21 protein-coding genes are annotated in these 23,217 nt (G+C 46.8%); 18 read left to right on the top strand and 3 right to left on the bottom strand.

Annotated elements, in window-relative coordinates; all coding sequences use genetic code 11:
• Positions 1 to 28: 28 nt before the first annotated feature.
• The 3 genes from B9T38_RS05700 to B9T38_RS05690 all read right to left on the bottom strand — a co-directional run bounded on the left by B9T38_RS05700 (position 29) and on the right by B9T38_RS05690 (position 4,659).
• Positions 29 to 895: an NAD(P)-dependent oxidoreductase gene (locus B9T38_RS05700; protein WP_086195863.1), complete on the bottom strand. Its 867-nt coding sequence runs from the start codon at positions 893 to 895 to the stop codon at positions 29 to 31.
• A gap of 36 nt (positions 896 to 931) precedes the next feature.
• Positions 932 to 1,720, bottom strand: a complete 789-nt coding sequence (locus tag B9T38_RS05695) for a crotonase/enoyl-CoA hydratase family protein (RefSeq protein WP_086195862.1) — start codon at positions 1,718 to 1,720, stop codon at positions 932 to 934.
• A 128-nt stretch (positions 1,721 to 1,848) separates the two neighbouring features.
• On the bottom strand, positions 1,849 to 4,659 hold the full coding sequence (locus B9T38_RS05690) for a GacS-like sensor histidine kinase (RefSeq protein ID WP_086195861.1): 2,811 nt from the start codon (positions 4,657 to 4,659) through the stop codon (positions 1,849 to 1,851).
• Positions 4,660 to 4,812: 153 nt separating this feature from the next.
• Here B9T38_RS05690 and cysM point away from each other — a divergent pair, with 153 nt between their 5' ends.
• From cysM to B9T38_RS05600, 18 genes are all read left to right on the top strand, one after another.
• Positions 4,813 to 5,733: a cysteine synthase CysM gene (gene cysM / locus B9T38_RS05685; protein WP_086195860.1), complete on the top strand. Its 921-nt coding sequence runs from the start codon at positions 4,813 to 4,815 to the stop codon at positions 5,731 to 5,733.
• Positions 5,734 to 5,752: 19 nt separating this feature from the next.
• A complete protein-coding gene (locus tag B9T38_RS05680) occupies positions 5,753 to 6,574 on the top strand; it encodes a 3'-5' exonuclease (RefSeq protein ID WP_086195859.1) in 822 nt (273 codons plus the stop codon).
• A gap of 6 nt (positions 6,575 to 6,580) precedes the next feature.
• Entirely contained in the window at positions 6,581 to 7,972 is a 1,392-nt protein-coding gene (gene rlmD, locus B9T38_RS05675; protein WP_086195858.1) for a 23S rRNA (uracil(1939)-C(5))-methyltransferase RlmD, read from the top strand.
• Positions 7,973 to 8,001: 29 nt separating this feature from the next.
• Positions 8,002 to 10,308, top strand: coding sequence for a RelA/SpoT family protein (locus tag B9T38_RS05670; RefSeq protein ID WP_086195857.1), 2,307 nt, complete (start codon positions 8,002 to 8,004; stop codon positions 10,306 to 10,308).
• 233 nt (positions 10,309 to 10,541) lie between these two features.
• Entirely contained in the window at positions 10,542 to 11,180 is a 639-nt protein-coding gene (locus B9T38_RS05665; protein ID WP_086195856.1) for a beta-ketoacyl synthase chain length factor, read from the top strand.
• Positions 11,165 to 11,974 (top strand): lysophospholipid acyltransferase family protein, encoded by an 810-nt coding sequence (locus B9T38_RS05660; RefSeq protein WP_427929936.1) that lies wholly within the window; start codon positions 11,165 to 11,167, stop codon positions 11,972 to 11,974. Before B9T38_RS05665 ends, B9T38_RS05660 begins: the two co-directional genes overlap by 16 nt.
• The gene (locus B9T38_RS05655) at positions 11,971 to 12,231 is read left to right on the top strand and encodes a phosphopantetheine-binding protein (RefSeq protein ID WP_086195854.1); all 261 of its coding nucleotides are present in this window, start codon (positions 11,971 to 11,973) and stop codon (positions 12,229 to 12,231) included. Before B9T38_RS05660 ends, B9T38_RS05655 begins: the two co-directional genes overlap by 4 nt.
• Before the next feature lie 9 nt (positions 12,232 to 12,240).
• On the top strand, positions 12,241 to 12,489 hold the full coding sequence (locus tag B9T38_RS05650; RefSeq protein WP_086195853.1) for an acyl carrier protein: 249 nt from the start codon (positions 12,241 to 12,243) through the stop codon (positions 12,487 to 12,489).
• Complete coding sequence (locus tag B9T38_RS05645; RefSeq protein WP_086195852.1) at positions 12,486 to 13,040, top strand: COG4648 family protein; 555 nt, start codon at positions 12,486 to 12,488, stop codon at positions 13,038 to 13,040. Before B9T38_RS05650 ends, B9T38_RS05645 begins: the two co-directional genes overlap by 4 nt.
• A gap of 12 nt (positions 13,041 to 13,052) precedes the next feature.
• Positions 13,053 to 14,723: an ApeI family dehydratase gene (locus B9T38_RS05640; RefSeq protein ID WP_086195851.1), complete on the top strand. Its 1,671-nt coding sequence runs from the start codon at positions 13,053 to 13,055 to the stop codon at positions 14,721 to 14,723.
• A 12-nt stretch (positions 14,724 to 14,735) separates the two neighbouring features.
• Positions 14,736 to 15,470 carry a glycosyltransferase family 2 protein gene (locus B9T38_RS05635; RefSeq protein WP_086195850.1) on the top strand — a complete coding sequence of 245 codons (735 nt, stop codon included), beginning with the start codon at positions 14,736 to 14,738 and terminating at the stop codon, positions 15,468 to 15,470.
• 55 nt (positions 15,471 to 15,525) lie between these two features.
• On the top strand, positions 15,526 to 16,404 hold the full coding sequence (locus B9T38_RS05630) for a lysophospholipid acyltransferase family protein (RefSeq protein ID WP_086195919.1): 879 nt from the start codon (positions 15,526 to 15,528) through the stop codon (positions 16,402 to 16,404).
• Complete coding sequence (locus B9T38_RS05625) at positions 16,404 to 17,936, top strand: HAL/PAL/TAL family ammonia-lyase (protein ID WP_086195849.1); 1,533 nt, start codon at positions 16,404 to 16,406, stop codon at positions 17,934 to 17,936. The genes B9T38_RS05630 and B9T38_RS05625 overlap by 1 nt, the downstream gene beginning before the upstream one ends.
• A 19-nt stretch (positions 17,937 to 17,955) precedes the next feature.
• Positions 17,956 to 18,375 carry an acyl-CoA thioesterase gene (locus B9T38_RS05620; RefSeq protein WP_086195848.1) on the top strand — a complete coding sequence of 140 codons (420 nt, stop codon included), beginning with the start codon at positions 17,956 to 17,958 and terminating at the stop codon, positions 18,373 to 18,375.
• A gap of 6 nt (positions 18,376 to 18,381) precedes the next feature.
• Positions 18,382 to 19,029 carry a LolA family protein gene (locus tag B9T38_RS05615; protein ID WP_086195847.1) on the top strand — a complete coding sequence of 216 codons (648 nt, stop codon included), beginning with the start codon at positions 18,382 to 18,384 and terminating at the stop codon, positions 19,027 to 19,029.
• Positions 19,004 to 21,328: an MMPL family transporter gene (locus B9T38_RS05610; protein ID WP_086195846.1), complete on the top strand. Its 2,325-nt coding sequence runs from the start codon at positions 19,004 to 19,006 to the stop codon at positions 21,326 to 21,328. Before B9T38_RS05615 ends, B9T38_RS05610 begins: the two co-directional genes overlap by 26 nt.
• Before the next feature lie 19 nt (positions 21,329 to 21,347).
• A complete protein-coding gene (locus tag B9T38_RS05605; protein ID WP_086195845.1) occupies positions 21,348 to 22,646 on the top strand; it encodes an NAD(P)/FAD-dependent oxidoreductase in 1,299 nt (432 codons plus the stop codon).
• Position 22,647: 1 nt separating this feature from the next.
• Positions 22,648 to 23,211: a DUF3261 domain-containing protein gene (locus B9T38_RS05600; protein WP_086195844.1), complete on the top strand. Its 564-nt coding sequence runs from the start codon at positions 22,648 to 22,650 to the stop codon at positions 23,209 to 23,211.
• Positions 23,212 to 23,217 lie beyond the last annotated feature (6 nt).

Raw genomic sequence — 23,217 nt, 5'->3', positions numbered from 1 at the left:
TCCTTGCTCATTAAAGAAAATGGTCTGATCAGGATTCAACCAGTTGAATGACGGTCGCCAGATCTGTTTCAGCATAGCCTTTATCTTGATGGGTTTTCAATTGCGAAAGTGCCTGTTTTGCCACAGGAATATCTAAATTGAACTGTTGGGCCAGCTGCACGGCATTATTTAAGTCTTTGGACAGGGTTTGCACTTTCCATTGCACCGGCTCAAAAGTATGCGTCGCCATACGCGGAGCTAAAATCTGGAAAGGTTTCGAGTCAGCAAAACCACCGGCAAGAGCAGGAGCAAGCAAGGTGGTATCTACACCGGCTTGTCCAGCTAAGGCCACTGCTTCGGCAATCAAGGTGCTGTTGGCGGCCACAATAAGTTGGTTGCAAATTTTGGTCGCTTGTCCGGTACCTGTTTCGCCCATACGCGTTACGCGTTGTGAAAGCACATTATAAATCAGCGATAAATTTTGAATGGTGTTGATATCGCCACCGGCGAAAATCACTAAGGTGCCCTGTTCGGCACCTGCCGTGCCACCCGAAACAGGCGAGTCAATCCATTGCACTTGTTGGTTTTGTGCCTGCTGTGCCAGCGCTTTGGTTTTATCCACAGATAAACTGGAAAAATCCACAATCACTTGACCAGCAGTGAGTTGATTCTGGATTTGATCAAATACTGCCTGTACGGCAGCATCATCGGCCAGACAGGTCAGAATCACCGGATATTGCCCAATCTCTTGCAAGTCTAGGCCAGTAGCACCCATATCAATCAGCACGTCACAGGCGGATGCCGTTCTGTTCCATACAGCCACTTCAAAACCGGCTTGAATCAGCCGGGTCGCCATGCGGCTGCCCATCAGACCCATGCCTAAGAATGCAATTTTTGTATTACGGTCAAAACCCATGTGTTTTTCTCTGGACAATGCTGTTATTTCACTATTTTACTTATATTGGCGCGGTAAAAACTGAACTTCCGGGTTCTTGTCTTTTTTACGCGCCAATTTACTGTTTTTGCCTAACAGTAATTTTAATTGCCAGATTTTCTCCAGACGTAACGATTTCTTCGGTTCATGTTCCATGGCATCCAGTACATGTTTGGCAGCAGCAAGTGCATCGGGTGAACGTTGCAACATTTCCTCTGCAATCGCTTGGGCTTTGCTGATGGGTGATTCATCCAGATGCGTCACCAGACCAATCTCTTTGGCATAATTGGCATCAAAAATACGTCCTGTTAAGGTCAGTTCTTTGGCCAGATCAAGACCGATAATGCCTTTAAGGGAACGGGTGAGTCCCATGTCCGGCACCAATCCCCAGCGACTTTCCATAATCGACATTTTGGTGTCCGGATGGGCAATACGAATATCCGCAGCCAAAGCCAGTTGCATACCGGCACCCAGACAATAGCCTTCAATCGCAGCAATAACAGGAACAGGCAGTTCCTGCCAGATCAGAAATGCTTTCTGAAACAGGCTTTGTCCCGGTTTTAGCAGTTCCCAAGCGGCGTAAGCGGTATTTTTCGGCGCGTTTAAATCGGCCAGATCAATGCCGGCACTAAATACATGTGCTTCACCGGTTAAAATGACACAGCGGATGGAGCGGTCTTTTTTAATTTGTTTGGCAGCATTGACCAGTTCGCGTAATAAAGCAAAGCTCATGGCATTACGCTTTTCTGGACGGTTTAAGCAAACGGTTGCGATGCCATTATTTTTTTCTATGCGAAGTAACGCCATTGTAGAGACCTGTATTTTTCTATTGTTTTGAGCATAACATGGGTATTTCTCTGATACATGCCGCGATACATGACAGCACAGTCACATCTAAAGATAGACGTGACTTTCAACATTCAGATAACTCCTGATCAGATCCCTAGTCTGTTTAAAATTTGCTGGGAGGCCTGTTCAACCTGCTGAATGACCGACTGTAATTCATCAAAGCGTTTCAGGGTTTCCTGAATAAAGGCTTCATCCGCCTTGCGGCGTTCTTTACGTAAAGCAGAAACAAACTGTTCGAATCCACCGGTGACTTCCTGAAGGCGAGGAACACCCACATAACGGGTTGCCCCATATAAGCGGTGCAGCACATGTTCCAGTTGCGGGAAATCTTCCATTTCAATCAACTGTTGCATTTCATCCAGTTCTGTCGGGAAACTGTCGATGAGCATTTTCAGTAAATCGATGGCCAGATCTTCTTTATTGGCTGCCAGTTGCAGGCTTTGTTGCCAATCCAGAATATTGGGATCCAGCGCTTCAATCAGAATAGACTTCTCTATACTTTTAGCCTTTTTAAAGCTTTCCGAAGTCCAGTGGGTCAGAATCTGAATAATCTGTTCCATCTGAATCGGTTTGGTCACGTAATCATCCATACCGACCTGCAACAGTTTTTGTTTTTCATCAGCAAGGGCATGTGCGGTCAGGGCAATAATCGGCAGACGTTTATGATTTTCCAAGGTCGACTCTAGCGAGCGAATGGCACGGGTGGTATCAATCCCGGACATCACCGGCATTTGGATATCCATAAACACCACATCAAATGCAGGTAATTCCTGTTCAATGCGCTGCTGAATAATTTCAATGGCTTCCTGGCCGCTTAAGGCTTTGGTGGTGGTGACATTTAATTCTGCAAGTAGTGCTTCCAGAACAATCAGGTTCGGTAAATGGTCATCCACAGCCAGTACATGCAGACCCTGTCCATTAAACTCTTCATGTACATCCTGTTCGAAAACAGGCTGATTGCTGAGCAGTTGAATCAAGGCACTACGGCTGAGTGGTTGATACAGCGGTCGTGCTCGGTACTCGTTCAGCATGCTTGGATCGAGCGCCATCTGATAGCCATACACGGCAATATTGCCATGGTAGCGTTGACGGATTTCTTTCAGCAGGGCTTCGCCATCGCCGCTATGGTCGACAATCAGCCAGGTATTTTCATCGTTATTCGAGAATTTGTTCAGCTGGCTGAACAGGTCCAGAATCGAGCCGGTTTCGACATGATGCACCCCATAATTTTCCAGATAATGGCGCAAAATGTTGGCGGTTGCAGGATGGGCTAAATAGGAAACCACCTGCATCTGTTCAAAGTGCGGATGTACAATTTCAATCTCTTCATCCACCACAAACATGGCGGTAAACCAGAAGGTTGAGCCTTTTTCGGTCGGCGCGCGTTCCTGGTTGTCTTCAAAGCCAATTTGCCCCTGCATCAAATGTACCAGCTGTTTGGAAATGGCCAGGCCAAGTCCTGTGCCGCCAAATTGACGGGTCACTGAAGCATCGCCTTGCGAGAAGGATTCAAACAGTTTTTTTCGGTCTGTACCACTTAAGCCAATGCCGCTGTCCTGCACGCTAAAGTGTAATAAACATTGCCCGATATCATCATGTTCCATGCGGGCACGGACAATAATTTCGCCATCCGGGGTAAATTTGATGGCATTGGATATCAGGTTGGTCAGAATCTGCTTGAAGCGTAAGGCATCGCCAATCACTTGTGTCGGCACATTGTCGGCATAATAAAAGGCCATATCGATATGCTTTTGCGCTGCCAATGGCGAAAGCATATCCATCACATCAAAAATCGCTTCTTCCAGATCAAATGGTGCTGTTTCCAGTTCCAGTTTGCCAGCATCAATCTTGGAGAAATCCAACACATCATTAATCAGCGCCAGCAGATGGGCAGATGATTTGCGAATGGTTTGCAGATACAGGTTTTGTTCATTGCTCAGATTGCCTTGACGCAGCAATAAATGAATAAAGCCATCAATACTATTCAACGGAGTACGCAACTCATGACTGATATTGGCCAGAAACACAGACTTGGACTGGTTGGCAGAAATCGCCTGGTCGCGTGCCTGACGATAGGTAATGTTCTGAACTTCCAGGGTATCTAAAGTGCGGCGTAAATCATCTTCAGTCTGTTCGGTATGTTCTTTGAGTTCCAGAAAGCTGAAGTGCAGCCGCTTGACCACATTGGCAATATCACGCTGCAACAAGCGCAATTCACCGGTACTGTTAATCACCATGTGCTGATCAAGGGTGTCAGCATTCAGGCGCTGTAACTGCATCCGGATTTCGTACATCGGCGCAATCCAGCGCCGTGAATAGAAATTCAGGCACAGTAACAGCAGTAATAAAGTCAGTAGACCAGTGGCAATCAGTACAATCATGACCCGGTAATGGGCAATTTCCAGGGGCTGGTTATCCAGCTCAATCACCAGTGTGGCCGGGTTGTCCGTATGTTCATTGATTTTTAAGGCATAGATATGATTGTGATTATGCAGGATAGGCCCGACAAAATCGGCTTTAGCGTCAATCTTGGGCCAAGCTTCCTGATCTTGAAAACCAATACTTAAACGGTTTCTGCCTTGAGGATCAATAATTGCGGCACGAATGAGATGTTTTTCATCCAGCATCACTTGCAGGGTATTACGGGCCTGATCATATTGCCAGGGATAGCGGTTGAGCAGATCGAATGCAGCTTCGGCGGTAAGCTGATAGCGGGTCACAATCGCAATGGCCATCTGACGTTGCTGCGCACGTGAGGCATTGGATGTTTCGGATAAAACCAGCAATGCCCCCACACATGCCAAAACCATAATGGGGACAAAAATCATGGCGATGAGTTGTCCATAAGCATGATTTAAGTGTAGACGCTTAAATAACTTTTTATTGATATTTGACATGGTTAAAGCAGTTGATTCCCTATGCTTTGCATATTAGCACGCTTTATTTAAAACTGGCTGTGCTTTAATCACTTTCAATAAAAAGCCTGCTAAATGGGTGCAGGAGGAAGCATTTTTTCATACAATAGGCGCACCTCGATATAGGTGCAAATAATGAGTAATACTACCCCTGATTTCCAAGCTGACGAATTTTTACTGGACCACTATGTAGGGAAAACTCCTTTGGTGCGTTTACAACGTTTGGCAAGTCATACTCAAGCAACAGTATTGGCTAAACTTGAAGGAAACAATCCTGCAGGTTCGGTAAAAGACCGCCCAGCGTACAATATGATTATGCAAGCTGAAAAACGTGGTCAAATCAAGCCAGGTGATACATTGATTGAAGCGACCAGTGGAAATACGGGAATTGCCTTGGCGATGGTGGCTGCCATGCGTGGCTATAAAATGAAACTCATTATGCCTGCAGGTTCAAGTCAGGAACGCAAAGATGCCATGCGTGCTTATGGCGCCGAGCTGATCGAGTCTGAAAATATGGAACAGGCGCGTGATATGGCGCTGCAAATGCAAAAAGAAGGGAAAGGACTGGTCTTGAACCAGTTTGGCAACCCGGACAATGTGGACGCCCATTACCGGACGACTGGTCCGGAAATTTGGCAACAAACCGGCGGTAAAATTACCCATTTCGTCAGTTCCATGGGAACCACAGGTACGATTATGGGGATTTCAAAATACTTAAAAGAACAGAATCCGGATATTCAGATTGTCGGTTTGCAACCTTCGGAAGGTTCCAATATTGCCGGTATCCGTCGCTGGCCACAAGAATATCTGCCTACCATTTTTGATCCGAAACGTGTTGACCGTATTATCGATATTCCGCAAATTGAAGCGGAAAAAACTGCACGTCAATTGGCGCGCAAAGAAGGCATCAGTGCCGGAACCTCATCAGGCGGTGCCGTGTGGGCTTCCATTAAACTGGCGGAAGAAAATCCTGGCGCTGTAATTGTCTGCATCGTTTGTGACCGTGGTGACCGCTATCTGTCTACAGGTTTATTCTCTGTAGTCGACCCTGAATAATTAAAAACTGTGAGATGAAATGCGCCTACCTGTCTTGATTTTTGATATCGAAACGCTGACTGATTTAAAGTCAGGTGCGCATTTATATCATCTGGATTTGCCTGAAGCGGATCTTGAGCAGGCGTTAATGAAATTGCGCCGTCAGGAATCGGGCATGGATTTCCAGCGTTTGCCGCTGCATGAAATTGTCTGTATTTCTGGTCTCTGGATTGACGAAAATGGTGCCATGAAACTGTTTTCATTTAGCCGTGAGCAATACGGCGAAGCAGAGATTTTAAAAAAATTCCTGTCCATTTTTGACAAGCGCCATCCGACCTTGGTGAGCTGGAACGGTTCACAATTTGATTTGCCGGTGATTCTGTTCCGTGCCATGTATCACGGTCTGTCGGCACCGAGTTTGTTTGATCAGGGCGAAATTGACCAGCAAAAGCGTTATAATAATTACCAGAACCGTTACCATCAGCGCCATGTCGATTTGATGGATGTCATGGCGATGTTCAATGGCCGTCATTTCCAGAAACTGGATGATGTGGCCCACTTACTTGGTTTCCCGGGCAAGCGCGGTGATGGTGCTTACCATGTTCCAGAATATGTCCGTGAACAGCAGTGGTTAAAATTGACCAGCTACTGTGAAGGGGATGTGCTGAATACCTGGCTGATCTACTTGCGCTGGTTATTGCTCAAGGGGCAGTTACTGACTGAAGAGCACCGTTACTGGGTTCAAGCCACCATCCAGTATTTACAGCATCAACCGCAACATGCAAATTTTCTTCAGGTATGGCGTGAAACTTCACAACATACCGAATTTACCGCCACAGATTTTATCTCTCCCACACCCTAGGTATTCATGAAACATAGAACCAAGCCACGTCCAGCTCAGCATCCGATTTACACGTTTCAGGTTGAGTCTCTTTCACATGAAGGACGGGGAATCGCGCACTATGGATCGCATCCCGATCATCCGAGTGACAAGCACGGTAAAAAAGTTTTTATTGCCTATGCCTTACCGGGGGAGACGGTTAGAGCGCAAATCACCCATGTGGTGAAACGTTTAGAAGAAGCCGATTGTGTGGAGGTTCTGAGTGAGCCTTCGCATTTGCGTGTTCAGCCGCAATGCCCGCATTTTGGTGTCTGTGGTGGCTGTAATATGCAGCACATCCAAGAAGATGAGCAGATCCGGCTCAAACAGGAAGTCTTGAAGTCGCATCTGGAACATTTTGCCGGCATCCAGCCTGAACAATGGTTGGCACCTTTACGCTCTCAACGTGAAGACTACCGCCGTAAAGCGCGTATCGGCGTGCGTTATATTCCAGTTAAAGATCAGTTGGTGGTGGGTTTCCGTGAACGTCAGAGCAATAAGCTGACGCCGATTGAGCATTGTATGGTGTTAGATCGTGAGTTCGGTTCTATTCAGGTTTTGAGAGAGTTACTCGAAAGTCTAAAGGGCAAAGCAGCGATTGGTCATGTAGAATTGGCCATGGGTGATGAGGATATTGCACTGCTGGTTCGCCATACTGAAAAATTGTCATCCGATGATGTCAACCGATTAAAACAGTTTGCGTTAAACAGACAGTGGCAACTGTATTTGCAGCCTGCGGGCAGCGACAGTTTGCATCGTATCGACGATCCGAATGCAGCGATGCGTTTGCATTATGCTTTAGATGAATTTGAGGTGAAATTTGGCTTTAATCCGCTTGATTTTACTCAGGTCAACTCCACCATTAATCCTCAGATGGTGAAGCTGGCATGTGATTTGCTTCAATTGCAGCAAGGTGAACGCGTACTTGACCTGTTTTGTGGTTTAGGAAACTTTTCCTTACCCTTAGCTCGTTGTGTCGGTGAAACCGGAAAAGTGGTTGCTGTGGAGGGAAGTGAAGAAATGGTTCGACGCGGTGCAGAAAATGCCAAGAAAAATGGTATGCATCACGTAAAATTTTATTCACAAGATTTAACAAAAGATTTTTCGCATCATTCTTGGGCAAATCAGGGATTTGATGCATTATTGATTGATCCTCCACGCTCAGGGGCGGAGGAAATAATGTATTATGTGCCCAAATTTGGTGCGAAAAGAATCGTTTATGTATCATGTAATCCTGCCACATTGGCGCGAGACGCGGGTGTGCTGGTGAAACATGGTTATCGATTAAGAAAGGCTGGGGTAATGGATATGTTTACCCATACGGGACATGTTGAATCTATTGCCTTATTCGAAAAATACAACGAAATAAACGATTTATAATATGAAGTGTAAAAAAGTAGGAGTAGGGTATGGTCACAGTACGTGAGCAGCTTCCTGGACGTCTCAATGAGTTGTCGGAGGAAGCGACTGTAGAACATGCCGAACAAGCTCGACAAGATTTGGCTGAATGGTTAAATCGGGTTCGTGGCATATTAGATGATACGGCGCTAAAACAACTCGAAGATGTAGCGCATTTAACTTTGCAGAAAGAACTGCAAAGTACGGTCAACCATCGTTCCAATACCTTTTATACCGGCATTGAAATGGCCGATATTCTGGCGCATCTGCATGTTGATGAAGCGACCTTGTCTGCTGCAATGCTGTATCGTAGCGTTCGTGAAGGCGTGATGACGCTGGAAGAAGTACAGCAACATTTTGGTGAGCAAGTCTATAGTCTGGTGCAAGGGACACTGGCGATGGGTAAGCTGTCCGAGCTGATTGAAAAGAACAAGCGTCTGGAAGATCATTTTAATAACAACCAGCGCGAACATTTAAGCGGCATTTATAAAATGCTGATTGCCGTGACCGAAGATGTTCGTGTGGTGCTGATCAAGCTGGCTGAACGTACCTATGCCTTGCGTGAACTGACTCAAGCTTCTCGGGAACGTCAGGAGCGGGTTGCGCGTGAAATTCTGACCATTTACTCGCCTTTGGCACACCGTCTGGGAATTGCCCAGCTTAAATGGGAGCTAGAAGATCTCGCTTTCCGTTATCTGGCCCCGGAGCGCTATAAAGAAATTGCCTCGTTGCTGAATGAGAAGCGCCTGGAGCGTGAGCAGTACATCCAGTTTGTGATTGATAAGTTGAAAACTGAACTGGCCAGCCATGGGATTGAAGCTGAAATTAGCGGTCGGGTGAAGCACATTTATTCGATTTATCGAAAAATGAAAAGCAAGAACTTAAGCTTTGACCAGCTCTATGATATTCGTGCAGTGCGGGTTTTGGTTAAAACCGTACCTGAGTGTTATCACTCCTTGGGTATTGTGCATCAAATCTGGCGCCATATTCCGCATCAGTTTGATGATTACATTACCAACCCGAAGGCCAATGGCTACCGGTCATTGCATACTGCCGTGATTGCAGAGAACAAGTCGCTTGAAGTGCAAATCCGCACCAAGGATATGCATGAAGAAGCCGAGCTTGGGGTATGTTCGCACTTCAACTATAAAGAAGGTGCTAAAAATACTGATCATTCCTTTAATCATCGTTTACATTCTTTACGTGCTGTACTGGAACATTATCAGGAACGTAATGATGCCAGCGCGCATAAAGTAGAGGATGAACCGGAAAATTTTGAACAGATTCAAGATTTTGAAGGCTTCGAAAAAATTTATGTGTTTAGCCGTGATGGCGATATCAAAGAGTTACCACGTGGTTCGACTGTTTTGGATTTTGCCTATCACGTGCATACCGAAGTGGGTAACAAATGTTATGCAGCACGCGTTAACCAGCGCTATGTGCCGCTGACCTATACCTTGAAAACCGGTGAGCAGGTTGAAATCTTAACCAAAAAAGATCGCGAGCCGAACCGGGACTGGTTGGTCAATTCACTGGGCTACATTAAAACTGCCCGGGCACGGGATAAGTTACGTCACTGGTTTAGACAGCAAGACCGCAGTAAAAATCTGGAAGTAGGCCGTGAAATTCTCAATAAAGAGCTTTCACGTCTGGCGATTCACCCGAAAAGTATTGATTTAAGTGACTATTGCAATCATTTCAACGTCAAGTTGGGTGAAGATATTCTGATCGGTCTGGTGAATGGCGACATTAGCCTGCATTCCTTGATCAATCAGGTCAACCGTCATATGCATATCGGTCAGGACGAGCCTGAACTGGTACTCAAACCGACCTTGAATCCGCGTGCTAGCCATACCTTGTCTGCACATGGCATTTTAATTGATGGTTTAGACAATGTGGAACTGCATATTGCCCAATGTTGTCAGCCGGTGCATGGCGAATCGATTGGCGGTTATATCACCCTGAATCGTGGCGTCAGTATTCACAAGGTGGCCTGTCCGGATTATGTACGCATGATTTCTCAGGAACCTGAACGTGCCGTCGAAGCGGATTGGGAAATGCAGCCGACCCGTGGCCAGAGTGTACAGATTGTGGTGGAAGCCTATGACCGTCGCGGTCTGCTGAAAGACCTGACTCAAGTGATTTTCTCGGATCAGATCAATATTCGTCAGGTAAATACCATTTCTGAAGCGGATGGTATTGCCAATATGAAACTGTTGATTGAGGTTAAAGGTTTGGCCCAGTTATCACGTCTGTTAGCGCGTTTGGAACAACAGCCGGGCATTATTAGTGCGCGCCGTTTGGTGCAAGGCAATTAATTCAACATTGCACTGATGCAATAAAAACCAGCAACACCTGTTGCTGGTTTTTTTATGTTTGATCAATTTCTTAAGGGTTTTCAAATAAAATAAACAATGAAATCAAAAATATAAATTTAAACAATTGATATTATACAAGATACGTTTTGTGTAATTTTTATTACAAATGCTATAATCCCGCCAATTAAAATAGCCTCGAGCTAAAATATTTTTGGGTATGGAAAATTAGGGCAATGCTTCAAATCAATGTGTCACAACTGTGCATAAGTCGTGCCGATGAAACCGTTGCCGCCTTAGAACAAATTCCAGCCATGCAGCGCAGACGTTTGTCAGGGATTGCCAAACTCGCTTTAAGCAGTGCCATTCAATCGCTGAATGCTGAACGGGCAGATTATATTGTTTGGGCTTCGCAATATGGCGATGAACATAAAACTTTAAACATTCTGGCCGATGTGCTGCAAGATCAGACGCCATCACCCACCCAGTTTTCCACTTCGGTGCATAATGCGATTGCCGGGTTGTATTCGATTTTGTGTCAGGATGCGACCCCGTCGACCAGTCTGGCGGCTTCGTGGAGTGAAGCGCTGATTGAAGCCTATGCCTGGTTAAAAACCACAATGCAACCCAATCCACGCGTTCTGGTGGTGTATTATGACGAGGCATTACCGGCACTTTATCAGGAAGCTGAGCCTTTTACAGCCTTTGCCATGTCGGCAATTGTTGGTCTTGACGCACCTAACCTGCAACTGGATATGCAAGCGCTAGGCAATCATTGCCATAAATATAAAGACGCACTCAATTTTCATGATTTCTGGCAGCAATCTGCACAGAATCAAGTTCCCCTGCATACTCAGGCGTGGCAAACATGTTAAAACCAGATCAACTTAAACAAAAAGCCAACTACCTGTGGCGTGTGGGCGCAACCGGGTTTAGTTTTGCCAGTTTTGGTATTGGCGGTGTGGCCATTGGCGGACTGGTTGCCCCTTTGGTAAATTTATCGACCCGCAATCCAGACTTGCGTCAGCAGCGTGCACAAAAGGTGATTAAGCATAGTTTCAAGGGCTTTACCGAAATGATGGTCAAGCTGGGAATTATGACCTATGACATCGAAGGTCTGGAAAAATTACAGCACAGTCAGCAGGAACTGGTGATTGCCAATCATCCGACACTGGTGGATGTGGTGGTGCTGATCGGGCTGATGGAACAGGCCAACTGTGTGGTCAAGCAAGCACTATGGTCGAATCCCTTTACCAAAGGTCCAGTACAGAGTGCCGGTTATATTTTAAATGCCGGTTCTGAGCAATTTATTCATGACTGTGTGGAAAAGCTCCGGCAGGATCAGGCGGCATCGCTGCTGATTTTTCCGGAAGGAACACGGACCGCCAAAGGGGAATTGCTGAATGAGTTTCAGCGTGGGGCGGCCAATATTGCCATTCGCGCCAATGTGCCGATTCGTCCGGTGCTGATTAGCTGTACCCCTTCAACCTTAACCAAGAATGAAAAGTGGTATCACATTCCTTCACAGCCCTTTCATATTCAGGTGAAGGTACTGGATGCCATTCAAGTCGATGATCTTTTGGACGATGCCAGCGTAAATCCCAAAAATGTGCGTCAGCTCAATCATCAATTACACCAATTTTTTAACCAAGAGTTATCTAAAAAATGAGCAATCTTGCTGATGAATTAAAGCAAATGATTATTGATGTTCTAGCCCTTGAGGACATCAGCATAGAAGATATTGACACCGATGCCCCTTTATTTGGCGATGGTCTGGGTCTGGATTCTATTGATGCCTTGGAACTTGGCCTGGCTTTGAAAAAGCGTTACAACATTCATTTGAATGCTGAATCGGCCGAAACCAAACAACATTTTAAATCAATTCAGAGCCTGGTTGCTTTGGTTGAAGCACAGCAACAGGTATAAGAGGTAGTCATGCTAACTCAGGAACAAGTACTGGAAAAACTTAGAGAATGGATGGAAGATCTGTTTGAAATTAGCCCTGAAGATGTTCAGCTGGATGCCAATTTGGCGAATGATCTGGATGTCGACAGTATTGATGCAATTGATCTGGTGGTCAAAATCAAGGACCTGACCGGCAAGCAGGTCAATCCTGAAGATTTTAAAAATGTCCGTACGGTGCAGGATGTGGTAACCGTAATTCAGAACATGTCTGCTGCATGAAATGGCTCTTGAAAGGGATAGTGGCAATTGGCTTGCTTCTTTATCCCTTTTTAGTGGGCTATAGCTTGGCACACGGTCAATATATCTGGGTCAGCAGTCTGCTGATTGTACTGGGTGTGCTGCGTTTATTGAGCAAGGGTAATGCCTTGCTGTGGCCTTTAACTGGCTTTGCTATTCTATGCGGCAGTTTGAGCCTGATTTTAAAAGATCATGCCTGGCTGAAACTGTATCCGGTATTGATGAGTGTCGGGGCATGTATGATTTTTGCCTCCACCTTAATCCGTCCACCGTCCATGATTGAGCGTTTTGCCCGATTGGCTGAACCAGATTTACCCGAAGCAGGCGTGATCTGGACCCGTAAAGTCACCATGGTGTGGTGCGGTTTTTTTGTATTGAATGCCTTGATTGCCTTGGCGACAGTCTTGTTTGCTTCCATGCAGACTTGGGTGCTATATAACGGCTTTATTTCCTATGTGTTGATGGGGCTACTATTACTGGGCGAATTTATCTTGCGTAAGCGGCAACAGCGCTTAAATCAAATTCAGGAATAAAAATAGAATATTATGTTGTGTCATTTTCAAAGTCATCTTCATTCACAGAAAGCACTGTGCATTCAGCCTGATTTAAGCCCAATCCGCTTTCAGGATTTTTGGCAGGATGTGATACAACAAAGCCAGGCCATTGAGTCACTTGCCCAGGACAGCTGGGCACTTTGGGAACCTGACAGTTACCAGTTTTTAGTACTGCTGTTTGCCGCACTGCTGGCCAAAAAACAGGTATTACTACCTCCGCACCGGGTCAGTGACTTAGAAAAAGAACTGGCTGAACAGAACATTTATTTCTTGCAGCGCCAGCCTGTAGCTGTTTCCCACAACCAGCCGATTCAACTCAATCTGGATGATGCCTTTTTAAATCAGGCGCAAATCTATTTTTACACTTCCGGTTCAACTGGTCAGCCGAAGAAAATTCCACGCAGCTTGCGTCAGTTACTCAATGAAGTGCAGGGATTGGATGCCAGTTTTCAGTTGCCTGAGCAGGCGATTGCGATTGCCACAGTGAGCCATCAGCATATTTATGGCCTGCTGTTTAAGTTATTCTGGCCACTGGCAAGCGGTCGCTGTTTTTATCAGGCACAGCTGGCCTTTCCGGAAGATGTAGCTGATATCCAGAAAAAACTCAGTATTTTCAAGCTCGACAACTATGTGATTTCCAGTCCGGCCCTGTTAAAGCGTTGGACCAGTGATGTTGTGTTACAAGATTGCCTGACCGTTTATTCATCCGGCGGGAAACTGGAATCCGGCGTACGACCGTATCTGAACCGGCCGATTACCGAAGTGTTTGGCAGTTCGGAAACCGGGGGAATTGCCCATCGCCAGCAAGATGATGCCTTGTGGATGCCTTTTGCTAATGTCGATATTCAGGCCAGTGAACAGCAGGAACTCCAGGTCAGAACCAATCATGCTTTTAGTGAAGACTGGATTTTTACTGGCGATAAGGTCGAAGTCATTGAGCCGGGCAATTTGAAAAGTCCATTTCATTTGTTGGGTCGCTTGGACCGGATTGTTAAACTGGAAGAAAAACGTTTAAGTCTGGATGCCATCGAGCAGAAAATTATCGATCTGGATGACATCGTACAGTGTCATGTGCTGATTCTTGAACGGGAACATCGTCAGATTTTAGCCTGTGTAGTGGTGTTGTCCGATTCAGCCAGACTACAGTTAAAGCAAGGTTCCAAAGCGCAATATGTGGCAGCCATCAAAGCACAGTTAAAGTCCAAGCTGGAAGGCATTGCCATTCCCAGACAGTGGCGATTTTTGACACAATTACCGCAAAATGCCCAATCCAAGCTGAATAAACACTACATGAAATCCTTATTTCAACCGATGTTGTTGCCTATAGTACTGGAACAGCACCATGAGTCAGAGCAGGCGCTCTATCGTTTGGAGTTTTCACCTGAGCTGGAATGTTTTAAAGGGCATTTCCCGGGCAAACCTATTTTCCCGGGAGTAGGACAAATCGGTTTCATCCAGCATTTTGCCCGTCAGAGCTGGGCAGAGCTGGAATGGTGTAACGGTTTTGAGCAATTAAAATTTCAGGACCTGATTCAACCGTATATGGTGTTGCAACTGAAATTGACCAGAAAATTGCACAAAGTCAGTTTTGAGCTTTGCCATGCAGAGCAGACCTTGGCCTCTGGTCGATTGCTGTTTCATATACCTACCGAACCGGCTTAAAAAGGACGATTTATGCAGCATTGTTTTGTCATTCCGGTGTATAACCATCCTCATTATATTGAAGCTTTGGTCGCCCATCTGGACCAGTTTCAAATGCCGATCATTCTGGTCAATGATGGTAGTGATGTCGCATGTACCCAGCTTTTACATGATATTGTGCTGAAACATCCCCGGGTGGATCTGGTTGAACACACGCATAATCAGGGCAAAGGCCAGGCTGTCATCACTGGTTTGCGCCATGCCCACAAGCTCGGTTTCAGTCATGCTTTGCAGCTCGATGCTGACGGTCAGCATGACTGGCAGGATGTGGCAAAATTCCTGCAAATTTCCCAGCAACACCCGGAAGCGATGGTTATCGGTCAGCCGGTTTTTGATGCATCAGTGCCGAAAAAACGCCTTTATGGCCGTTATGCCACGCATATCTGGGTCTGGATTAACAGCCTGTCCTTGGACATCAAGGACAGCATGTGCGGTTTCCGGGTCTATCCCTTAGCACCTACCATTCAGGTGCTGGATTCGGCAAAGTTTCAGCCGCGTATGGGCTTTGATAGCGAGATTCTGGTGCGCTTAAAGTGGGCCAATGTATTTTTTATCAATGTGCCGACCAAAGTCATTTATCCGGAAGATGGCATTTCCCATTTCAACGCCTGGCGTGACAACTGGGGGATGAGTCAGACTCATGCCAAATTGCTGGGTGGGATGCTGATTCGTTTGCCGCAATTATTGCGACAAAAAATGCAAGGTTGATACTGTGGCTGATCTGAACCCGACCCAATGGAATGACATCAAAGAACGTGGCGGTATGTTGCCGTTGACTTTGATGTTGGCTTTCTATCGCGTAGGCGGGCGATGGCTGTGTCGCATATTGCTGTATTTTATTATTTTATGGTACTGGCTGTTTGCGATCGCAGCACGTCAGGCTTCAATGCAATATTTGACCCGATTGCACCATTTTGCCGGTCAAAACTCTCCATTTCCGCATACGCCGAGTCTGACCCATAGCTATCAGCATTTTATGCAGTTTGGCGAATGTATTCTGGATAAAATTGAAGGCTGGCTGGGCAATATTCCCGAGCAGCAATTACAGTTGCATGGTCATGAGCATTTTCGTGCCCGCTATCAAAAGGGGGCTGTCATTGTGGTGTCGCATTTTGGCAATATCGAGTTGCTGCGAGCGATCAAGTCGGAATATCCACAAAAAATTAATGTGCTGGTCTATCAAAAACATGCCACCAAATTTAACCAGTTCCTGAAAAAACTCAATCATCATGCCGATGTCAATTTGATTTCGGTGGATGAACTGGGTATTGAAACTGCCTTGATTTTGCAGGAAAAACTCGATCAGGGTGAATGGGTGATTGTGGCAGCAGACCGCGTACCGGTGCAGTCAGACCGGGTTCAATCCGTTTCATTTTTAGCTGAACAGGCGAACTGGCCGCAAGGGGCCTGGATTTTGGCCAGTTTGCTGAAAGTGCCAGTGCTGGCCGTGTTCTGTTATCGGGTCGGTACTCATTTTGAAGTACATATCCATTCGATTGCGGAACAACTGAATTTTCCGCGTAACAACCGTCTGCAAGCCATGCAAGCGACCATCCGTGAATATGTATCACTCCTTGAGCAGCACTGTATTCGTGCGCCGTATCAATGGTTTAATTTTTATAATTTTTGGAACAAAGATTAATGCAAGTTTTAGTTATTGGGGAAAGTCCACTTTCAATTGAAGATGTGGTGGCAGTCGCACGTCAGGAAAAACGCGTGGCTTTACCGGACTCGAATGAGTGGCGCAATTTGATTCAGCGCGGTGCTGATTTTCTGGATCAACTGTTGCAGGATGAAGGCGTGATTTATGGCGTGACCACCGGTTATGGCGATTCCTGTCTGGTGGAAATTCCTGCGCATCAGGTCAATGAACTGCCTTTGCATTTATCGCGTTTTCATGGCTGTGGTCTGGGACAAAATCTGGATTTAATTACCGCGCGTGCAGTAGTGGTGACACGCCTGTGCTCGCTGGCACGTGGCTATTCCGGGGTTTCGCATGCGCTGCTGGAACGTCTGGTCTGGATGTTAAATGAAAACGTGATTCCAGTGATTCCCTCTGAAGGTTCGGTGGGGGCCAGTGGCGATTTAACCCCATTATCCTATATTGCCGGCGCATTGGTCGGTGAGCGCGATGTGTATGATCAGGGACAGATTGTTCCGGTCAGTCAGGTTTATGCAGAAAAAGGCCTAGAACCCCTAGTGATGCGTCCCAAAGAAGGCTTGGCACTGATGAACGGTACGGCGGTGATGACCGCGATTGCCTGCCTGAACTATAAAAAAGCTGAACAGATCAGCTTGGCCAGTACCTGTATTACCGCGCTGAATGTCTTGGCTTTGGAAGGTAATCCGAGCCATTTTGATGAAGTGCTGTTTGCGCAAAAACCGCATCCGGGCCAGCAAAATATTGCCGCACAGCTGCGTGACTGGCTGAACAGTGAAGTACAGACTGAACATCAAAGTTCACGTCTGCAGGACCGTTATTCGCTACGCTGCGCACCGCATATTATTGGCGTATTTGAAGATTCTAAAGTATGGCTGCGCCAGTTTATTGAAAATGAACTGAATTCCAGTAATGACAATCCGCTGATTGATCCGGTGAACTTGCGTGTGTTGCACGGCGGGCATTTCTATGGCGGTCACATTGCCCAGGCCATGGACAGCCTGAAAATCATGATTGCCAATATTGCCGACCTCATGGACCGTCAGCTGGCGCAACTGGTGGACTATAAAATGAATAATGGTTTGCCGCGTAATTTAACTGGGGCAACCGACGAGCGCCTACCATTGAATCATGGCTTTAAGGCGGTGCAGATTGGCGTGTCGGCATGGACGGCAGAAGCCTTGAAACAGACCCTTTCTGCTTCGATTTTCTCGCGCTCGACCGAATGTCATAACCAGGACAAGGTCAGTATGGGTACCATTGCCGCACGTGACGCCAGCCGTGTGATCGTACTGACCGAACAGGTGATTGCGGCCCTGTGCTGTGCCAGTGTACAAGCCATTCATTTAAAAACTCTGGATGGAAAATTGTCTGAAGTTCTCGCCACATTTAAGGCCTGGGTGTTACAAACCTTTGATTACGTGGTGGAAGACCGGTCATTGCAGCACGAGTTGCAGCAACTGGTGGATCGACTGGAAAATCTGCAATTATTGAACAGTGGACTTGTTCGCTAAACGTGATGGGAAACAGACGATGCATGCCGATGTGATTATAGAAGTGCCCTTTCATGATGTGGATACCATGGACGTGGTTTGGCATGGGCATTATTTAAAGTATTTTGAAATTGCCCGCTGCAAGTTGCTGGACCAGTTTCAGTATAACTATAAGCAGATGCGCGCTTCTGGCTATGCATGGCCGGTGATTGAAAGTCATGTGCGTTATGCGCATGGCATCCTATTTGAGCAGAAAATTCGGGTACGCGCCATTTTAAAAGAATGGGAAAACCGCCTGAAAATTGAATACCAGATTTTTGATGCCGAAAGTGGAAAAAGGCTCACCAAAGGCTATACCACGCAAGTGGCGGTAGATATTGCCAGTCGGGAAATGTGTTTCCAGTCGCCGCAAGTTTTATTGCAGCGTTTAAATGCCTGGTCTGAATTTAAGCCGGAGTAAAGCAAGATGACATCTTTCAATCTACCACGTGCAGCAGGATTATTCCTGGCTGGACTGCTGTCGCTGATCACGTTGCTGTCACAAGCAGTACATGCGCAAAATCCGCAGCTCAGACAGATCTTTGCTCAACTTTCCGAAACACCAACGGTGCGGGCCAATTTTGAACAGCAAAAAAAACTGGCGAGTATGAACAAAACTTTCATCTCCAAAGGCACGGTGTTATTTTCCAAATCGCATGGCGTAATCTGGAAAATCCAGAATCCGGTCAAGGCTGACCTGATTGTGACCCCACGTAAACTGGTGCAAAAAACCCAGCGGACCTATAGCCAGATTGAAATTGATAAATCTCCTTATGGTTCGGTCGCGACTATGTTCTTGCAGCTGATGTCGGGGAATGAAGCGGCTTTAGCCAAAAACTTTAGTATTGTTTCGGCCAGTTATAGTCCGGCACAGTGGACTGTGGCCTTAACCCCGAAAAGCAGTTTATTTAAAAAACTGTTTGTCCGGGTCGATGCGCAAGGGCAGCGTTATGTGGACCGTATTGTGATTCGCGAGAAAGCCAATAACAGCACCAGCATTCGCTTTAGCCAGCAAACCACCCAACCCCAAACCTTAACGGCTGAGGAAAATGCACTTTTCCAACTGGCAAAATAAATTTACCGCACTGTGGCTGCTTGTACTCTGCGTGATTGCCATTGCGCTGGGTAGTGCATGGCTGAAAAAAGACATTCATATTCAAACCAATATCTTTGCTTTATTGCCGGAAGCCCACCATGACCCGCGGCTGGAACGGGCGCAGCAATATGTCAGTCAGCAGCTGAATGACAAAGTCTTTGTGGTGCTGAATGCCCAGGATGATGCCACCCTGACCAAAGCCACAGCGACTTTTAAACAAAAGGTGGCACAAAGTGATTTATGGCAGCCCTTACATGCACAGCTGGACAGTGACAAGTTTGCCCAGGTGTTGTATCAGCATCGTGCCGGTTTGCTGTCATCCACAGATCAAAAGCTGCTGGAGCAACAGGATTATGCCGCGCTGAGCGAACAGGGCCTGTTGCAGATCATGAGTCCGGGTATGCCGGTCACAGCAGAGCTGTTACAACAAGATCCGCTCTTATTATTTCCACGTTATGCTGTCAGCTTATCCGGTTTACAGGTGAACCCGGATATTGCGCTGGAAGATGGCTTTGCCACCATTCGCGATGAGCAGGGCATTTCCCGCCTTATCGTTTTGCAGCTCAAAAATAGCCCTTACAATATTGATTATCAGGAAAAAACTGCCGCATGGATTGCACAGTTAAATTTAAAATTGAAACAGATGCGAGTTGAGCCGCACTGGACCGGAACGTTATTGTTTGCCCAGTTCGGTACCACCTCGGCGGAAAAAGAGATTTCCACCATTGGGGTCGGTTCGACCATCGGGATTTTCTTCCTGGTGCTGTTTGGTTTCCGCTCGGTTCGTCCCATGCTCACGGAAATGATTGCTGTAGGCACCGGCTGTCTGGTGGCCTTTGCCATCACCCATGCAGTGTTTGGGGAAATTCACCTGATGACCTTAGTGTTTGGTGCTAGTCTGGTCGGAGTCTGTGTCGACTTTTCCTTTTACTTTATGGCGATGCAATCACAGCATCGGCATATTAACGGTTTTGCCGTACTGAAACCGCTGTTGCCCAGTCTGTTTATGGGTCTGATGACGACATTGGTGGCTTATATTTTCCTCAGCTTTACCCCATTTCCAGGCTTTAGGCAGATTGCTGTTTTCTCAATGGTGGGGCTGGCTGCGGCATGGATCACCAGCATTTTATTGTTGCCAAGACTGCCGGCATTAAATGCTGAACCGGCGATTCGCCGCTTGAGTTTTATTGGCCAAGCCCGAACCTTTATTCAGGCCAGAAAGGGGCTGCGTTATGGCTTGATCGCCGTCATTACCGTGGTCACCGGCAGTAGCCTGATGTTGCTGCAAAGCAATGATGATATCCGTAACCTGCAAAGTATGGATCAACAGCTGAAACAGGAAGACCAGTATGTGCGTGAACGCTTTATGCAGCAGCAAAGCAGCGAATACTTTGTGGTGCATGGTGATACGCTGCAGCAGCTGGAACAGAATGAACAGCAATTGCTGCAAAAATTGCAACTGTTACAGGCGCAAAACAAGCTGGAAGGTTTTCAGGCTCTCGGTCAATGGTTGCCCTCCAAAGCACAGCAGCAACACAATATTCAATTGTTGCAAGCCATTCCGACTAGTGCCTTGCAGGACTATGCCGCAGCATTGCAGCTGAATCAGGCAGAGGTCTTGGCCTGGCAAAAACAGTTGGCCCGGCAGCCTTTACTCAGTCCAGCTGAAATGAGTCAGCATCCTTTGGCCTTTTTACAAATGAGCCCAACCGAGCGTCTGGTGCTGCTGCAAAATGTACATGATGTGGCTGCCCTGCAACAGCTGAATAGTCCACAGGTACAGTTATTGCGTCCGGTAAACCAGTTGTCTGAACTGTTCCAGCAACACCGTATTCAGGCACAGTGGTTGCTGCTTTCTGCCTTAGTCTGCCTGATGATTGGTTTGGGGATACTGTATGGGCTTAAGTCGGTTTTGCCTTTGGTGTTACCGGTCAGTCTGGCTTTAATGACCACCTTCGCCATTCAGGCCTGGCTCGGAGTGGAAATCAATCTGTTCAGCATTATGGGCACTTTCCTGATTATCGGGATTGGGGTGGACTATGCCATTTTTTACCGACATGGACATGATCATCCACAAGTAGTTGGCATGGCCTTATTCCTATGTATGATGTCGACCTTATTAGGTTTCGGGTTATTATCCTTTAGCCAGACTTATGCCATTCACTGCTTTGGTTTGACGGTTTTATTTGGGGTTATTTTTTCATTTATCTATGCAACATTGTTTACATCATCCGATGCCAAACATGTTGTGCTTCAACAGTATCAGCCAAAGAGCTGAAAAAATAAGGTACAGTGCAATGAGCACCATGCAACACACAGATGTATTGATTATTGGCGCAGGGCCATCGGGGAGTTCGGCAGCAGCATTACTGCGCCAGAAAGGCTATCAGGTCACGATCATCGAAAAACAGCATTTTCCACGCTTTTCCATTGGCGAATCATTACTGCCGCAATCGATGGTGTTTCTAGAGGAAGCCGGATTGCTGGATACGGTGCGTGAGCATGTCGAACAGTTTGCCTTCCAGTTTAAAAATGGCGCGGCTTTTTTAAAGGGGCAGCAGCGCAGTTTTTATGATTTCCGCGAGAAATTTAGCGATGGTCCCGGCACCACATGGCAAGTGCGCCGTGCCAATTTTGACCATTTACTGGCACAGCAGGCAGAAAAATACGGTGCCGACATCCGTTTCGGCCATGAAGTGATTGATGTCAATGTTCAGCCCGAACATCCGATTTTAACGGTCAAAGATGAACAGCAAAATGTGTATCAGATTCAGGGCAAATTTTTGTTCGATGCCAGCGGTTTTGGCCGGATTTTACCGAAATTCCTCGATCTGGAAAGCCCATCCGATTTTCCGGTACGTCGTGCCGTGTTTACTCATATTGAAGATGGCATTCTGGATGACCCGGAATTTGACCGGGAAAAAATCCTGATTACGGTACATGCCAAAGACCCACGTGCCTGGTACTGGCTGATTCCATTTGCTGATGGCCGTTCCTCTTTCGGGGTCGTAGCCGAGCAGGATTTCTTTGAACGCTATGGCTTTGATGGCAGTGCCGATTATGATCTGAATGCCTTGTTGCCGCGGATTCTGGCAGATGAAGAAAGCCTGTCGCATGTGCTGCGCAATGTCAAATTTGACATGCCGGTGCGTACCCTGGTGGGCTACTCTGCCGATGTCAAACATCTGGCCAAGCGTAACTATGCTTTATTGGGTAATGCCGGTGAATTCCTCGACCCGGTATTTTCTTCCGGTGTGACCATTGCCCTGAAATCTGCCAGTCTGGCCATTCCACTGGTTGATCAGCAGCTGCAAGGACAGCCGGTCGACTGGACGGAGCAATATGAAAAACCGCTACGTGCCGGTATTCATGTGTTCCGTGCCTATGTGGAATCATGGTACAGCGGTGAATTTCAGGATGTGGTGTTCTCGAAAAATCAGGATGACAAAATCCGCCGCATGGTCTCTTCCTTACTGGCCGGCTATGCCTGGGACAGCAACAATCCAATTTATAAAAATGCCAAAAAGCGTTTAAGCACGCTGGCAGAATATTGCCGTGATCCGCAGTTACAACACGTCGAGATGAACGGTGCCTAGAATGAAACTGAAATGGACGGGGATTTTGCTCGGTGCAGTCCTGCTATGCGGTGGCTGCCAGTCCATGCTGCCTCAAGCACCAGGTCTGACAACGGCTGCCTGGACTGCACAAAACTACCAGCGTCAGGATCAGTTAGAAATTCAATGGAAAGAACACAGTTTCAGCTTTTTACTGTATCAGCAACAACAAGGTCAAAAGCTGGAAATGCTGGCTTTGACCCTGACAGGGCAGCAGTTATTCAAGCTCAGTTTTGATGGCCGCAAGGTTGATGTCGAACAGCGCATTGCACCAATGAAGCTGTTGCCATTTGAATTTGTGGTGCGCGACATTCTCTATGCCACCTATCCGGATTTTGCCCGCTTGCAGCAGAATGTCCGCATTGAAACTTCGGCTCAGACCTGGAAAGTATGGATCAATCAGCAGCATGTGCTGAATATTCAACAGCAGGACGGGGCCATTGAGCTGAACAATCTGCAGGTACCGTACCAGATGGTCATCAGTCCTATCAGCGAAGGCCTGACCAGCACAGAGGGGGAAAACTCAGATGTGCAAAGCACTGAATAAGGGGGA

This window comes from Acinetobacter sp. ANC 4218, from assembly GCF_002135245.1.
Lineage (GTDB): Bacteria > Pseudomonadota > Gammaproteobacteria > Pseudomonadales > Moraxellaceae > Acinetobacter.
This window is presented reverse-complemented; position numbering and strand designations above follow the sequence as displayed.